The organism is Serratia sp. C2(1), assembly GCF_036352655.1.
Taxonomy (GTDB): Bacteria; Pseudomonadota; Gammaproteobacteria; order Enterobacterales; family Enterobacteriaceae; genus Serratia; species Serratia inhibens.
The window spans coordinates 236,621-251,713 of record NZ_JAZFBA010000004.1; the positions used below are offsets into that span (position 1 = coordinate 236,621).

Consider the following 15,093-nt stretch of genomic DNA (forward strand, 5'->3'; position numbering starts at 1 on the left):
AGCATAGGGTTAGCCCTTGGCTGCGGGGCTTTTTGCCATCGGGTTTACGCGGTGACGGAACGGCACTAGACTGCTGGCGGGCAACGAGAGGATGCGGAAATATGATTAACATTGTGCCTTTGGCGGATTACCCGCAGTACCTGCAACAAGTGGTTGACTGGCAGTGGCGGGCGTTTGGCTGCGAGAACAGCCGGGCATTCTTCGTCAGCGTGGTAGAAAGCGGCCTGCGGGGAGCGGATTTACCGATCACCTTTATTGCCTTGCAAGAAGATAAGCCGGTGGGCACCGTCGGCCTGTGGCGCTGCGACCTGATTAGCCGCCAGGATCTGACCCCCTGGCTGGCGGCGCTGTACGTGGATGAAAGCCAGCGCGGCAGCGATCTGGGCCTGAGGTTGCAACAACACGTGCAGGACTACAGCCGGCGCGCGGGCTTCAGTGAACTGTATCTGTACAGCGACTTCAGCGGATATTACGAACGCCACGGCTGGCATTACATCGGCGACGCGCTGGATTATCCGGACCGCCCGGTGCGGTTGTACCACCGGGCGCTGGTTTAATTCTGCTCGTAAACGTTATTGATACTGGCAACGGAGTGACGCCGTACCAACGTCGGGCTGAACATGTTGGTGATCTCCGGCAGCGGCTGGTTGTTGGCCAGCGCCAGCGCCAGTTCGGCAGCCTGGGTCGCCATCGCTACCACCGGATAGCGGATGGTCGTCAGGCGTGGCCGCAGGTAGCGTGAAATCAGCACGTCATCAAAACCGATCAATGACATTTGACCTGGCACGTCCACACTGTTGTCGCTCAAGACCGAGAGCGCGCCGGCGGCCATTGAGTCGTTATAACAGGTCACTGCGGTGAAGTGCTTGCCGCGCCCGAGCAACTCGGTCATCGCCTGTTCACCGCCAATCTCATCCGGCTCACCGTAGGCAATCAGTTTTTCATCCACCGCAATGCCATGCTCCTGCAACGCATCGAGATAGCCCTGCAGACGGTCCGCCGCGTCGGAAATCTGGTGGGTGGAGCAGACAATGGCGATGCGTTGATGCCCCTGCTGGATCAAATGGCGGGTGGCCAGCCAGGCACCATAACGGTCGTCCAGCGCCACGCAGCGTGCCTCAAAACCCGGCAGCGTGCGGTTTATCAGCACCATGCCCGGTATCTGCTGCATCCAGCCGCTCAGTTCGTTATCAGTCAGCTTTTTGGCGTGAACCACCAGCGCGGCACAGCGGTGCCGTACCAGTTGTTCAATCGCCTGACGCTCTTTTTCAGCCTCGTGATAACCGTTGCCAATCAGCAGGAAGTTGTGGGTGGCGTAGGCCACCTGTTCCACTGCCTTGACCATGGCGCCAAAGAAGGGGTCGGAAACGTCGGACACGATCAGCCCAAGCGTTTCGGTTGATTGCTGCGCCAGCGCGCGGGCGTTGGCGTTAGGGTGGTACTGCAGTTGTTCCATCGCCGCCAGCACCGCAGAGCGCGAACTTTCGCTGGCCTTCGGGGAGTTGTTTATTACGCGAGACACCGTGGCCACGGAAACACCCGCCAGCCTGGCAACATCCTTTATCGTAGCCATATCTGTAATACATCCTGGGTAATCGCTTACATTCCCCAGTTTTGCGGAAAAAGCCCGGGGCTGCAAGCGGTGGTGATCGCAACTTGTGGTGGCCGTTGCAGATATGTGCGATTTAATGTGCGCTTAGGCCCGCAGAGTACAGTGATAGAGCAATTTGTGCTTTGGAACCCTGCGCCGGCTGATGTTATTTTTGTGCATCTATTGATTGCCCGAGAACCTCATGTCCATTAAACGTTACCCGCAACTTGCACACTGGGGGGCGTATACCGCCGTGGTTGAAGACGGCAGGCTTATCCGCTGTGAGCCTTTCGCCGACGATCAGGATCCTTCCCCGCTGCTTGGTTCCATTGCGCCCATGGTCTACTCCGACAAGCGCATCCGCAAGCCGGCAGTTCGCCGTTCCTGGCTGCAGAAGCGCGAGGGCAGCGACCGCACGCTGCGTGGCCGGGAAGATTTTGTCGAAGTGGACTGGGATCTCGCTCTCGATCTGGTGGCGGAAGAAAACCGCCGCGTGCGCGATCGCTACGGCCCTTCCGGCCTGTTTACCGGTTCCTATGGTTGGTCATCCGCCGGGCGCCTGCATCACGCGCGCTCGCTGGTGCGGTGTTTTTATTTCAGCGGCGGTGGTGGCGTTGATCAACTGGGCAATTACAGCTGGGGCGCGGCGCAGTTTTTCTTGCCGTACGTGATCGGCACCTTTACCCCTCTGACCGGGCGCGTGACCAGTTGGCCGAGCGTGGTCGAACATTGCGAGCTGTTTGTCGCCTTCGGTGGGCTGGCGTTGAAAAATGCCCAGATAGCCTCCGGCGGCGCAGCAGAACATACGCTCAAACCCTGGCTGCAGAAGCTGGCGCAGAAAGGCACCCCGGTGATCAACATCAGCCCGATGCGCGATGATTGCCCGGCCTTTGTGAATGCCGAATGGATCCCGATCCGCCCCAATACCGACGTGGCGCTGATGCTGGCGTTGGCGTATGAAATTCAGCGCCGGGGCGCGCAGGATGAGGCTTTCCTCTATAGCCATTGTGTGGGGTACGAGCAGTTGGCGGATTATCTGCGCGGCACGGACGACGGCGTGGCGAAAACGCCGGAATGGGCCAGTGCCATCACCGGCATCCCGGCGGCGCGCATCAGCCTGCTGGCGCAGCAATTGATCGGCGTACGCAGCTTTATTACCTGTTCCTACTCGGTTCAGCGCGCTCATCGCGGCGAACAGCCGTACTGGATGATGATCGCCCTGTCGGCGATGCTCGGCCAGGTCGGCCTGCCGGGCGGCGGATTCTCGTTTGGCCACGGTTCAATGAACGGCGTCGGCAACCCGCGGGTGGATACGCCGGGGCCGATGATGCCGGTGGGCCACAATCCTTGCGGGTTGGCGATCCCGGTGGCGCGCATCTGCGACATGCTGTTGCAACCCGGCGAACCTTACTCGTTCCGTGGGGAAACGCTGCACTATCCGGATATTCATCTGGTTCACTGGGCCGGCGGCAACCCGTTCCATCACCATCAACAGCTGAACCGGCTGGTGGAAGGGTGGCAAAAGCCGGATACGGTAATTGTGCAGGATATCTGGTGGACGTCGGCGGCGAAGATGGCGGACATCGTGCTGCCGGTCACCACCTCGCTGGAGCGCAACGACATCGGGGGTTCATCGCGCGATCGTTATGTGCTGGCGATGCATCAGGCGATAGCGCCGCAACACCATGCGCGCAACGACTTTGATATTTTCGCCGATCTGGCGGAGCGGCTCGGTTACCGTGAACAATTCACCGAAAACCGCGACGAACAGGCCTGGATCGAATCTATCTACCAGCAGTGCGGGCAGGCGCAGGCGGGTACCGGCGTCGAGTGGCCGGAGTTCGCGGATTTCTGGCGTAAAGGCCACGTAGAGTTGCCGGTACCGGCGAAGGAGTTTGTGTTCTTCGACGGTTTCCGCGCCGATCCTCAGGCCAATCCGTTGCAAACGCCAAGCGGCAAAATTGAGTTGTTCAGCGAGAAAATCGCCGGTTACGGCTATGCGGATTTTGCACCGCATCCGCAGTGGCAGCCGCCGGTCGAGTGGCTGGGCGCGCCGCAGGCCAAAGAGTGGCCGCTGCACCTGATTTCCATCCAGCCGGGCGATCGTCTGCACAGCCAGATGGATCCGGCGCCACTGGCGCAAGGCAATAAAACGGCGGGCCGAGAGACGCTGTATATGCACCCTGAGGATGCGGCAACGCGCGGTATTGCCGAGGGGGCCGAGGTGGAAGTCAGCAATGTGCGCGGTCGCTGTCTGGCGGGCGTTGCCATTACCGACGGCGTCACTCGCGGCGTGGTATTGATGGCCACCGGAGCCTGGTTCGACCCGGGCTTTGGCGCGCAGCGCCTGGCGGTGGAGCAGTCCGGCAACCCGAACGTTTTGACGCTGGATATCGGCACCTCGCCGTTGACGCAAGGGCCGAATGCCATGAGCTGTCTGGTTGAGGTAAGCGTGCGATAAACATCGACACCTTTCCTGCCAGCGTAGGGGCGCTGCATGTTGCGCCCGCATTCATCGGGGAGCGCATATTCGCTCTCCTATCGCAACCGAGTGCAGCCAAGGATGCTGAAGTTTCAACGGTGGCGGGTATACACCGCTGGTTACACTTTGCGCCCTAATGTTGCGATTGCCCGCTGGCTGGTTTTCGACGCAAGGGGGTAAATTGTACGTCCCAGAGGTATTGATTGGTGAGTCTCAACAACTCGTGTGTTGAACCCATATTAATTTGCACCAACCTACGCAGATGCGTAGGTTTTTTTTTGCCTTATGCCTTCCCATCCCGCCTGCACAAGATCCGATTTTGTATCGGCCTCCTCCCAGGATTGTTTAAGTTTCATTGAGTTATTACCGTAAACTGCGGGAAATTTACAGCTGGTTTCACTTAGAGCAGAACTCTTGCGATTCGTCGGTAGTTTCTTGCGCACCATCTCTCTAGAGTAGGTGGTCCCAGAGGTATTGATTGGTGAGAAATCAGCATACTCTGTATGTTGAAGCCATTTTCAATTGCACCAACCTACGCGGATGCGTAGGTTTTTTTTTGCCTGCCGTATAGTATTCTTTTCCCTACAACTGTTTACGCTCATCTTGGCTAAAGGGAGAAGGCATGATCCTTTCCGTGCTGCGCACGCTGTTCCGCCTGCTGTATCGAATTCGCGTTGAGGGTGATGTCCGGCACTTCGAACAGCCAAAGCTATTGATTACGCCTAATCATATCTCTTTTATCGACGGCATTTTGCTGGCGCTGTTTTTGCCGATCAAACCGGTGTTTGCAGTCTACGCCAGCATCGGCGATCGCTGGTTTATGCGCTGGCTTAAACCCTATATCGATCTGGTCTATCTCGACCCGACCAAACCTATGGCCATCAAGCACCTGGTACGTATGGTAGAGCAGGGCAGGCCGATCGTGGTGTTTCCCGAAGGGCGCATCACCGTTACCGGTTCGCTGATGAAGGTTTATGACGGCGCTGCGTTTATCGCCGCCAAATCGGGCGCGACCCTGGTACCGGTACGGCTGGACGGCGCCGAGTTCAGCCCCTTTGGCCGCATGGCCGGCGTGTTCAAGATCCGCTGGTTTCCGCAGATCAGCATCCGTATTTTACCGCCGACTTCGCTGCCGATGCCGGAAGCGCCGCGTGCCCGCGATCGCCGGGCACTGGCCGGTGACCGGCTGATGCAAATTATGATGCAGGCGCGGATGGACACTCGCGAACCGCAAACGCTGTTCCGTGCCCTGCTGGCGGCTCAGCACCGCTATGGCAGCAACAAGCCATGCATTGAAGACATCGCCTTCAAGGAGGACAGTTACCGGCGGTTGATCAAAAAATCGCTGGGCGTCAGCCGCATCCTGCAGCGCTTTACCGCCGAAGGTGAACATGTCGGCATGTTGTTGCCGAACGCTACCATCACCGCCGCGGCGATTTTCGGCGCATCGCTGCGCAACCGTATTCCGGCCATGCTCAACTACACCGCCGGCTCCAACGGTTTGAAAAGCGCGATGACTGCGGCGACCATCAAAACCATTGTCACCTCGCGCCAGTTCCTGGAAAAGGGCAAGTTGACTCACCTGCCGGAACAGGTACCGGAAGCCAACTGGGTATATCTGGAAGACCTTAAAGATACCCTGAGCCTGGCGGACAAACTGTGGATCCTGCGCCACTTGTTCCAGCCGGCGCATGCCATGTTGCCGCAACAGCCGGACGATGCCGCCTTGATCCTGTTCACCTCGGGGTCGGAAGGTAGCCCCAAAGGCGTGGTGCATTCCCACGCCAGCCTGTTGGCTAACGTTGAACAGATCCGCACTATTGCCGATTTCACCCCGCGTGACCGTTTTATGTCATCGCTGCCGCTGTTCCATTCGTTCGGCCTGACCGTTGGGCTGCTGACCCCGCTGATGACCGGCAGCCGCATTTTCCTTTACCCCAGTCCGTTGCATTACCGCGTGGTGCCCGAACTGGTGTATGACCGCAACTGCACCGTGCTGTTTGGCACCGCCACCTTCCTCAATAACTACGCGCGCTTCGCCCATCCGTATGATTTTGCCCGCTTGCGTTATGTGGTGGCCGGGGCGGAAAAGCTGGCGGACAGCACCAAACAGATTTATCAGGACAAATACGGCATCCGTATTCTGGAAGGCTATGGTGTAACCGAATGCGCGCCGGTGGTGTCGATCAACGTTCCGCTGGCGGCGAAGGTGGGTACCGTGGGCCGTATTATGCCGAAGATGGAGGCGCGTCTGCTGAAGGTGCCGGGCATCGATAACGGCGGCCGCCTGCAGTTGAAGGGGCCGAATATCATGAAAGGCTATCTGCGCGTGGAGCGCCCGGGTGAACTGGAACCGCCGGCGGCGGAAGATGAAAACGGCAATCTGCAACCGGGCTGGTACGACACCGGCGATATCGTCACGTTGGACGAGCAGGGTTACTGCGTCATTCGTGGCCGGGTAAAGCGCTTTGCCAAACTGGCCGGCGAAATGGTTTCGCTGGAGAGCGTGGAGCTGCTGGCACAGCGCGTGGCGCCGGAAGGGCAGCATGCCGCCACGGTGAAAAGCGACAGCAGCAAGGGGGAAGCGCTGGTGCTGTTTACCACCGACGCAAGCATCACCCGCGAAGCCTTGCTGCGTGCGGCGCGTGAGTTGGGTAGCCCCGAACTGGCGGTACCGCGTGATATTCGTCTCCTTAAAACCTTGCCGGTACTCGGCAGTGGTAAACCGGACTTTGTAACCCTGCGTAAAATGGCCGAACAACCGGAGAATGCCCGATGAACCCGTCGTTGAATACCGACTCACCTTTGCTTTCGCGCAGCATGATTGCCGTGATTTGTGCGCAGTTTTTGTCCGCTTTCGGTGACAATGCGCTGCTGTTCGCCACGCTGGCCCTGATCAAGCAGCAGCTGTACCCCGACTGGAGCCAACCGATTTTGCAGATGGCGTTTGTCGCCACCTATATCGTTCTGGCGCCTTTTGTCGGCCAAATCGCCGACAGCTTCGCCAAGGGGCGGGTGATGATGGTGGCGAATGGTCTGAAGCTGGCCGGCGCGCTGGTCATCTGTTTCGGGCTTAATCCGTTCCTCGGTTATAGCCTGGTGGGCGTGGGGGCGGCGGCTTATTCCCCGGCCAAATACGGCATTTTGGGTGAAATCACCCGCGGCGAAAAGCTGGTCAAGGCCAATGGCCTGATGGAGGCTTCAACCATTGCCGCGATCCTGATTGGCTCGGTTGCCGGTGGCGTGCTGGCCGACTGGCACATTGTGGCGGCATTGGCGGTCTGTGCGCTGGTGTATGCGGCGGCGGTGATCGCCAACCTGTACATTCCACGGCTGCCGGCGGCGCACCCGGCAGCGGCCTGGACGCCGCGCGCGATGACCCGCGCCTTCTTCAACGCTTGCGTCGTGCTGTGGCGCGACGGCCAGACACGTTTCTCATTGATTGGCACCAGCCTGTTCTGGGGAGCCGGCGTGACGCTGCGGTTTCTGTTGGTGCTGTGGGTGCCGGTGGCGCTGGGCATCGCCGATAACGCCACACCGACGCTGCTGAACGCCATGGTGGCGGTAGGGATTGTGATTGGCGCCGGGGCGGCCGCGCGCTTCGTCACGCTGGAAACGGTGAAACGCTGTATGCCGGCCGGGATCCTGATTGGTGTGGCGGTGGCAATCTTTGCGCTGCAAACCACTCTGTTTAATGCCTATGCGTTGCTGCTGACGATCGGCGTGCTGGGGGGCTTCTTTGTTGTGCCGTTGAACGCGTTGTTGCAGGAGCGTGGTAAACGTTCGGTGGGCGCCGGCAATGCGATTGCGGTACAAAACCTGGGGGAGAATACCGCCATGTTGCTCATGCTGGGTCTGTACTCTCTGGCGGTGAAAGTGAGCGTGCCGGTGATCGGCGTGGGGATTGGTTTTGGCGTGGTGTTTGCGCTGGCAATTACCGCGCTGTGGTTTTCACAGCGCGGCGCGAAATAACGGCAGTGAACGCGGCCGGGGCACAGCCAGCGTGCCCCGACTTATTTATGGCGCGGGAATGGTAAAGCGGGTATGGATCTCTTCCAATCCCTGCAACACGTCTTCATCCAACACCACGTCAAAACTGTCGATATTGGTTTTCAGCTGTTCCAGCGTGGTGGCACCCAGCAGGGTGCTGGCCACGAACGGCTGTTGCCGCACGAACGCCAGCGCCATCTGTGATGGATCCAGCCCGTGCTTTTTGGCTAACGCGACATATTCGGCAATCGCCCGTTGCGTTTGCGGCGCAGAATAACGGTTAAAGCGGGTGAACAGCGTATTGCGCGCTCCGGCCGGCTTGGCACCGTTAAGATACTTGCCGCTCAGGGTGCCGAACGCCAGGCTTGAATAGGCCAGCAGTTCAACGCCCTCGTGCTGGCTGATCTCCGCCAGAGCGATCTCAAAGCTGCGGTTCAGCAGGCTGTAGGGGTTTTGAATCGAGACAATGCGCGGCAGTTCGTGTTTTTCAGCCAATTGCAGATAGCGCATTACGCCCCACGGCGTTTCATTGGATACCCCGATATAACGGATTTTACCGGCGCGTACCTGCTCGGTCAGCGCTTCCAGCGTTTCCAGCAGGGTAACGGTGGCTTTATCGTCGGTGTATTGATAATTGAGTTTGCCGAAGTAGTTGGTTTGGCGCTGCGGCCAGTGCAACTGATAAAGATCGAGATAATCGGTGTTCAGCCGTTTCAGACTTGCGTCCAGCGCGGCGCGGATATTTTTGCGGTCCAACGCCTGTTGCGGGCGGATGCTGCTGTCGGTACCGCGTATCGGTCCGGCGATCTTGCTGGCCAGCACTATTTTTTCACGGTTGCCGCGCGCCTTGATCCAGCTGCCGATGTACTGTTCGGTCAGCCCCTGGGTTTCAGGACGGGGCGGTACCGGATACATCTCTGCGGTATCGATCAGATTGACGCCAGCGGCTAATGCATAGTCGAGTTGTGCATGGGCATCGGCTTCACTGTTTTGTTCGCCAAAGGTCATGGTGCCCAGTCCCAGCACGCTCACTTCTAAAGAACTGTGGGGAATTCGGTGGTATTGCATTAACGGCCTTCCTTTCATGTTAGCGCTTACGGGCCTTTACGCCCGGTGAAACAGGAGCCTAATAACCTGCAAGGCGGTGATATCGCCTTTCTCGACTATAACCAAGCCGTGAAGATGGGGGAAGTGGATTCCGTGCGGAGAAGGTTATCGCGCAGAAGAGGAGGCGATATACCCGTCGTCTTTCAAGCTACATCTAAATAGCTGCGCCTAAGAGTGCTACAGGTGAGGAGCATGCAGAGCGCCGACACGCCGTGAATCCATCCATGGAGGCGCGTATCGCGCGTCCATGCGCTCAACGGTCGGCTAAACTGCATGCTGCCCACCCGCCTCAAGCTTGGGGTGTAGCGGTATTACACGCAGTTATTTAGGCGCCCAGCCGTAAATTGAAAGCCATAGGGCACAGTTAGGGGGATTAACGTTCGATGACCTGTGAAACCTGATCGCCGTTGATTTGGCGGTTGTTGCCTTTTTCATCTTTATAGCTGATCAAGCCGGTATCCTGGTCGATCTCGGGTTTGCCCTGAGTCAGGATCATATTGCCGTCCTTGGTCGCCATCACGTAATCGCTGGAGCAGCCCGTCAGCCCGGCGGCGATTACCAACGCAGAAACTGCCATTACCCACTTTTTCATCCTGCCGATCCTCAATTATGTATGCAGAAAAGAGCCTTCTCCCAAGATTAGCAAACTCTGGATACCTCGTGTTTCGGATAAGTCCTTATCTTGGTAAGAGAAAGTGTGCAGAAGAAGTGAAAGAAGGATAAAAATGCGAACGGGAGCGGCTTTCGCTCGCTCCCGTGGGGATTACTCTACTGTCTGGTTTTTCTTGCCACGCATCAGGTTGAGTGCTTCGACGGACATCGAGAAGAACATCGCAAAATAGATGTAACCTTTCGGGATATGCACCTGGAAGCTTTCCAGCATCAGGGTGAAACCGACCAGAATCAGGAACGCCAGCGCCAGCATTTTCACTGAAGGATGACGGTTGACGAACTCGCCGATCGGCCGGGCGGCAAACATCATTACCCCCACCGCAATCACCACCGCTGCCATCATAATAAACAGATGATCGGACAGGCCTACCGCCGTAATCACCGAGTCCAGGCTGAAGATGATATCCAGTAACATTATCTGCACGATGGCGCCGAAGAAGCCGTTCACTTTGGTGTGGTGCTCTTCATCGGACCCTTCGATGGTTTCGTGGATCTCTTTACTGGCTTTCCAGATCAGGAACAGCCCACCGAGCAGCAGGATCAGATCGCGTGCCGAGATACTGTGGTCCATCACGGTAAACAGCGGGTGGGTCAGACGGATCACCCAGGCGATAGACGCCAGCAGCCCCAAACGCATCAGCATTGCGCCGGCCAGACCGATACGGCGTGCCTTGTTCTGCTGCGCCTTCGGCAGTTTGGCCACCACCAGAGACAGGAAAATAATATTATCAATACCCAGAATGATCTCAAGAATGGTCAGCGTACCTAACGCTAACCAGGCATTGGGATCCATAATCCAATCGAACATTGCCAAGCCACACCTTAATAAAATGCAAAGGCTGAATTATACGCGATTATTGATGCGGCGACACCGTTAGCTAAACATGGCTTAAACAAAGAGGATCATATTAAGAAATGTCTTGCCAATAACGCGGCGGTGAAGCTTTTTTTCAGATAAAAACCGCGCGGCAGCGTGAGGATCGGCTGGCCCTGTTCGCCGATGGCCTCGGTCAGTGCCTTGCTGTTGGCCGCCTTGGGCCGCAATTGCAGTACCTCACCGTGGCGTGCGGTGATCCGCTCCACGTGGCCGAGCACGATCAGGTCCATCAGTTCCTCCCAGTCACGGCGCAGCATCTCTTCTTCAGCGGCATTCGGGCTCCACAGCAACGGTGATCCTATGCGCCGCTGCGCCAGCGGGATTTGTCGTTCTCCTTCTACCGGTATCCACAGTACCCGCGCCAACTTATGGCGCACATGGCTGCTGGCCCAGGTAACGCCGCTGTTGCCGGTAAGCGGTGCTACGCAGACGAAGGTGGTCTCCAGCGGCTTGCCGGCGGCGTCAATCGGGATGGTTTTCAACTCAATGCCCAGTTCGGGAAAATCCTGCTCCGGCTTGCTGCCCGCCATGGCGCCAAGGTAAAGCTCCAGCAACATGCCTACCCAACCCTTATCGCGTTTCAGATCCTTCGGGATCGGCAACTGGGCGCGTGCAGCCAGTTCACCCAGGCTAAAACCGGCAAGCTGCTGCGCTCGCTCAAACAGCCGCTGTTCGTTTTCCGGCGGAGTGGGGAGAGGGGATAAAAACGCCATATTACAAGCCCGTCAGGTTTGGTTGAAAAACGTACTGCATTTGTGCACAGCGAACATCGACCGGAAAAGACGCGGGAATAAACAAATAGCGGCATGATTTTCCATGACTTTTTTTCTTCCGTCACGCAATAAACAAATTTCGTCCGGTGCTTGTGCACCTGAAGCCACCGACAATAAACAGGATCTTACACCTATTTATCCACAGATTTGTGGGATAACCCAAATTTTTCCCGATCACTGGTTCGATTTACAGCCTTGACGCGGGCGCTTTTTTGCGAAATTGTCCGTTTTGTGCGTAACTCATACGGATAATCTGTGGATAAAAACGTCGTTGGTGGATCTTTCGCCAGGGTAAGATCCTTAACGTGCATAGATCACATTTTTACCTTACCGATGCCTGTTGATAATAATATATCCCACTGTTTTTATTTAATTAATATTAAATCGCTTTTAGCGTCATTTTTGGGTTCACCAGAGTTTTACCGGCTTATCCCTTGAGTTCTTCACACACCTATCCACAGAAAAAGTGAATAAAACCGCCGTAAAATCGCCTTGCTTGTTTATAACTTTGCCATTATCTGTGAGTTATCCCAATGTTATCCGGTTTAGGGTGCTGCAAAGCAGTGGTTTACCGCCTGTAGCTTGTGTGAAACAATCAGGACATCTATGCGAATTTAAGCTTATCGAGGTAGTCCGGTGATCGATGATGATGGCTACCGCCCGAATGTTGGTATCGTAATCTGTAATCGTCAGGGGCAAGTCCTTTGGGCTCGCCGTTACGGTCAACACTCCTGGCAGTTTCCCCAAGGTGGGATTAACCCTGGCGAAACCGCAGAACAGGCAATGTACCGTGAGCTGTTCGAAGAAGTGGGGCTGAGCAAAAAGGATGTGCGCATCCTGGCCTCTACCCGCAACTGGTTGCGCTATAAATTGCCAAAACGTTTGGTGCGTTGGGACACAAAGCCGGTTTGTATCGGCCAAAAGCAGAAATGGTTTTTGTTGCAGTTAATGTGCAATGACGCGGATATCAATATGCAACGCAGCAGCACGCCGGAGTTCGACGGCTGGCGCTGGGTGAGCTTTTGGTATCCGGTGCGCCAGGTGGTGTCGTTCAAACGCGACGTTTACCGCCGGGTGATGAAAGAATTCGCCGTCACCGTGATGCCGATGCAGGAGCAGGCAACACAGCGGCAGCAGCCCCCCGCTTATCGCCGGAAGAGAGGTTAAGTTAAGCCGACTATGCTCACGCGCTTGCGAGAAATTGTTGAGAAGGTGGCCGCGGCGGCCAGTCTGACAGATGCGCTGGATCTTTTGGTCAATGAAACCTGTCTGGCGATGGATACGGAAGTCTGTTCCATTTATTTGGCGGACAACGATCGCCGCTGCTATTACCTGATGGCGACGCGCGGGTTGAAAAAACCGCGCGGGCGGGCTATCGCGTTGGCATTTGATGAAGGTATCGTCGGGTTAGTCGGGCGCCGTGCGGAGCCGATAAACCTGGCGGATGCGCAGAGCCACCCCAGCTTCAAATACATACCCCAGGTAAAGGAGGATCGTTTCCGATCCTTCCTTGGCGTGCCGATTATCCATCGCCGCCAGCTGCTGGGGGTGTTGGTCGTGCAGCAGCGCGAACTGCGCCAGTTCGACGAAGGCGAAGAGTCTTTCATGGTAACCCTGGCCACACAAATGGCCGGGATCCTCTCGCAGTCGCAGCTTAACGCCATTTTTGGCCAATATCGCCAGACGCGTATCCGGGCGCTGGCGGCATCACCCGGCGTAGCGGTGGCGGAAGGTTGGCAAGACAGCAGCCAGCCGTCGCTCGATCAGGTTTACAAGGCCTCGACGCTCGATACCGTGAGCGAGCGGGAACGCCTGACGCAGGCGCTGGAAGAAGCAGGCGCGGAATTCCGCCGCTTCAGCAAGCGCTTTGCCGCCAGCTCGCAAAAAGAGAGCGCGGCGATTTTCGATCTGTACTCCCACCTGTTGAACGACGCTCGCCTCAAGCGCGAACTGTTCGCCGAAATTGACGCCGGTTCGGTGGCGGAATGGGCGGTTAAACAGGTCATAGAGGTCTTTGCCGCCCAATTTGCCAGCCTGCAAGACACTTACATGCGCGAGCGTGCCAGCGATCTGCGTGCGCTCGGCCAGCGTCTGTTGTTCCACCTCGACGACACCACCCAAGGCGCTACTCAGTGGCCGGCGCGCTTTGTGCTGGTGGCGGACGAACTGACCGCGACGCTATTGGCCGAAATGCCGCAGGACAGACTGGTCGGCGTGGTGGTGCGCGACGGTGCCGCCAACTCCCATGCGGCGATTTTAGTGCGGGCGATGGGCGTGCCGACGGTGATGGGCGCGGATATCCAGCCTGCACTGCTCAGCCAGCGACTGCTGATTGTCGACGGCTATCGCGGCGAACTGTTGGTGGACCCTGAACCTGTGCTGGTTCAGGAATACCAGCGGCTGATCAGCGAAGAACTTGAGTTAAGCAAACTGGCGGAAGACGACGTCGAGCAGCCGGCCCAGCTCAAAAGTGGCGAGCGTGTCCAAGTGATGCTTAACGCCGGCCTCAGCCCGGAACACGAACAGCTGCTGGGCGGGCGAGTCGATGGCGTCGGCCTTTACCGAACCGAAATCCCTTTTATGTTGCAGAGCGGCTTCCCTTCGGAAGAAGAGCAGGTTGCGCAGTATCAGGGCATGTTGCAGCTCTACCCGAACAAGCCGGTCACGCTGCGGACGCTGGATATTGGCGCCGATAAACAGCTGCCTTATATGCCAATCAGCGAAGAAAACCCTTGCCTGGGCTGGCGCGGTATCCGCATTACCCTTGATCAGCCGGAAATATTCCTGATTCAGGTGCGCGCGATGCTGCGCGCCAATGCCGGGACCGGTAACCTGGGTATCCTGCTGCCGATGATTACCAGCCTGGAAGAGATCGACGAGGCTCGGCGTCTGATCGATCGCGCAGGGCGTGAAGTGGAAGAGGTGCTGGGTTACGAAATCCCGAAACCCAAACTTGGCGTCATGCTTGAAGTGCCGTCGATGATTTTCCTGATCCCTCATCTGGCGGGGCGGGTTGAGTTTATTTCGGTCGGAACCAATGACCTGACCCAATATCTGTTGGCGGTAGACCGCAACAATACCCGCGTGGCGGCGTTGTACGACAGTCTGCACCCTTCGATGCTGCAGGTGTTGAAGCTGATCGTCGTTCAGGCCAACTCGGCCGGGTTGCAGGTGAGCCTGTGCGGTGAGCTGGCCGGGGATCCGATGGGCGCGTTGCTGCTGGTGGGCATGGGCTATCGTAACCTGAGCATGAACGGGCGCAGCGTGGCGCGTATCAAATATTTGCTGCGGCATATTGAGCTATCCGACGCCGAAGTGCTGGCGCAGCGGGTGCTGGGCGCTCAGATGACCACCGAAGTGCGCCACCAGGTCGCGGCGTTTATGGAACGACGCGGTATGGGCGGTTTGATCCGCGGCGGCAAGTAAAGGCTGCTGTTGACTGATTTTTTTACAGAACTTTTCCCTGCCGGTCAGTCCGGAGGCGGTTAAGCTTATGCTATTATCCGCCTCCTCGACTGCGTTGAAAGCAACGAAAAAGAGTGTTTTAGCGCGTTTGGCACCTGCCGCCCCCGGTTGGGGAAGAATAATAGACATGTTGTGG

The 15,093-nt window shown here is 57.3% G+C and carries 11 protein-coding genes; 6 read left to right on the top strand and 5 right to left on the bottom strand.

The window, feature by feature from the left end; genetic code table 11:
- Positions 1 to 101 precede the first annotated feature (101 nt).
- Positions 102 to 557, top strand: a complete 456-nt coding sequence (locus V2S86_RS20860) for a GNAT family N-acetyltransferase (protein ID WP_330763977.1) — start codon at positions 102 to 104, stop codon at positions 555 to 557.
- Here the strand turns inward: V2S86_RS20860 and galR are convergent.
- Positions 554 to 1,573, bottom strand: a complete 1,020-nt coding sequence (gene galR / locus V2S86_RS20865; protein WP_006318942.1) for an HTH-type transcriptional regulator GalR — start codon at positions 1,571 to 1,573, stop codon at positions 554 to 556. The two genes, V2S86_RS20860 and galR, sit on opposite strands and share 4 nt — an antisense overlap.
- Before the next feature lie 220 nt (positions 1,574 to 1,793).
- Between galR and V2S86_RS20870 the strand changes: the two genes are divergently transcribed.
- From V2S86_RS20870 to lplT, 3 genes are all read left to right on the top strand, one after another.
- Positions 1,794 to 4,052, top strand: a complete 2,259-nt coding sequence (locus V2S86_RS20870) for a molybdopterin guanine dinucleotide-containing S/N-oxide reductase (protein ID WP_330763978.1) — start codon at positions 1,794 to 1,796, stop codon at positions 4,050 to 4,052.
- 643 nt (positions 4,053 to 4,695) lie between these two features.
- Complete coding sequence (gene aas / locus V2S86_RS20875; protein WP_330763979.1) at positions 4,696 to 6,852, top strand: bifunctional acyl-ACP--phospholipid O-acyltransferase/long-chain-fatty-acid--ACP ligase; 2,157 nt, start codon at positions 4,696 to 4,698, stop codon at positions 6,850 to 6,852.
- Complete coding sequence (lplT, locus tag V2S86_RS20880; RefSeq protein WP_330763980.1) at positions 6,849 to 8,045, top strand: lysophospholipid transporter LplT; 1,197 nt, start codon at positions 6,849 to 6,851, stop codon at positions 8,043 to 8,045. The genes aas and lplT overlap by 4 nt, the downstream gene beginning before the upstream one ends.
- 45 nt (positions 8,046 to 8,090) lie before the next feature.
- Here the strand turns inward: lplT and V2S86_RS20885 are convergent, their stop codons facing one another.
- From V2S86_RS20885 to mutH, 4 genes are all read right to left on the bottom strand, one after another.
- A complete protein-coding gene (locus V2S86_RS20885) occupies positions 8,091 to 9,131 on the bottom strand; it encodes an NADP(H)-dependent aldo-keto reductase (RefSeq protein ID WP_330763981.1) in 1,041 nt (346 codons plus the stop codon).
- A 412-nt stretch (positions 9,132 to 9,543) separates the two neighbouring features.
- Positions 9,544 to 9,762: a YgdI/YgdR family lipoprotein gene (locus tag V2S86_RS20890; protein WP_004952287.1), complete on the bottom strand. Its 219-nt coding sequence runs from the start codon at positions 9,760 to 9,762 to the stop codon at positions 9,544 to 9,546.
- A gap of 171 nt (positions 9,763 to 9,933) precedes the next feature.
- The gene (locus V2S86_RS20895) at positions 9,934 to 10,650 is read right to left on the bottom strand and encodes a TerC family protein (RefSeq protein ID WP_330763982.1); all 717 of its coding nucleotides are present in this window, start codon (positions 10,648 to 10,650) and stop codon (positions 9,934 to 9,936) included.
- A 95-nt stretch (positions 10,651 to 10,745) separates the two neighbouring features.
- Positions 10,746 to 11,432: a DNA mismatch repair endonuclease MutH gene (gene mutH, locus V2S86_RS20900; protein WP_330763983.1), complete on the bottom strand. Its 687-nt coding sequence runs from the start codon at positions 11,430 to 11,432 to the stop codon at positions 10,746 to 10,748.
- A gap of 696 nt (positions 11,433 to 12,128) precedes the next feature.
- Between mutH and rppH the strand changes: the two genes are divergently transcribed.
- Both rppH and ptsP read left to right on the top strand, forming a co-directional pair.
- On the top strand, positions 12,129 to 12,659 hold the full coding sequence (gene rppH / locus V2S86_RS20905) for an RNA pyrophosphohydrolase (protein ID WP_006318949.1): 531 nt from the start codon (positions 12,129 to 12,131) through the stop codon (positions 12,657 to 12,659).
- Positions 12,660 to 12,671: 12 nt separating this feature from the next.
- Complete coding sequence (ptsP, locus tag V2S86_RS20910) at positions 12,672 to 14,918, top strand: phosphoenolpyruvate--protein phosphotransferase (protein WP_330763984.1); 2,247 nt, start codon at positions 12,672 to 12,674, stop codon at positions 14,916 to 14,918.
- Positions 14,919 to 15,093 lie beyond the last annotated feature (175 nt).

Coding starts and splice junctions, on each gene's coding strand:
- V2S86_RS20890 (WP_004952287.1), bottom strand. CDS start 9,762: ATGAAAAAGTGGGTAATGGCAGTTTCTGCGTTGGTAATCGCCGCCGGG.
- galR (WP_006318942.1), bottom strand. CDS start 1,573: ATGGCTACGATAAAGGATGTTGCCAGGCTGGCGGGTGTTTCCGTGGCC.
- mutH (WP_330763983.1), bottom strand. CDS start 11,432: ATGGCGTTTTTATCCCCTCTCCCCACTCCGCCGGAAAACGAACAGCGG.
- V2S86_RS20870 (WP_330763978.1), top strand. CDS start 1,794: ATGTCCATTAAACGTTACCCGCAACTTGCACACTGGGGGGCGTATACC.
- aas (WP_330763979.1), top strand. CDS start 4,696: ATGATCCTTTCCGTGCTGCGCACGCTGTTCCGCCTGCTGTATCGAATT.
- V2S86_RS20860 (WP_330763977.1), top strand. CDS start 102: ATGATTAACATTGTGCCTTTGGCGGATTACCCGCAGTACCTGCAACAA.
- lplT (WP_330763980.1), top strand. CDS start 6,849: ATGAACCCGTCGTTGAATACCGACTCACCTTTGCTTTCGCGCAGCATG.
- V2S86_RS20885 (WP_330763981.1), bottom strand. CDS start 9,131: ATGCAATACCACCGAATTCCCCACAGTTCTTTAGAAGTGAGCGTGCTG.
- V2S86_RS20895 (WP_330763982.1), bottom strand. CDS start 10,650: ATGTTCGATTGGATTATGGATCCCAATGCCTGGTTAGCGTTAGGTACG.
- ptsP (WP_330763984.1), top strand. CDS start 12,672: ATGCTCACGCGCTTGCGAGAAATTGTTGAGAAGGTGGCCGCGGCGGCC.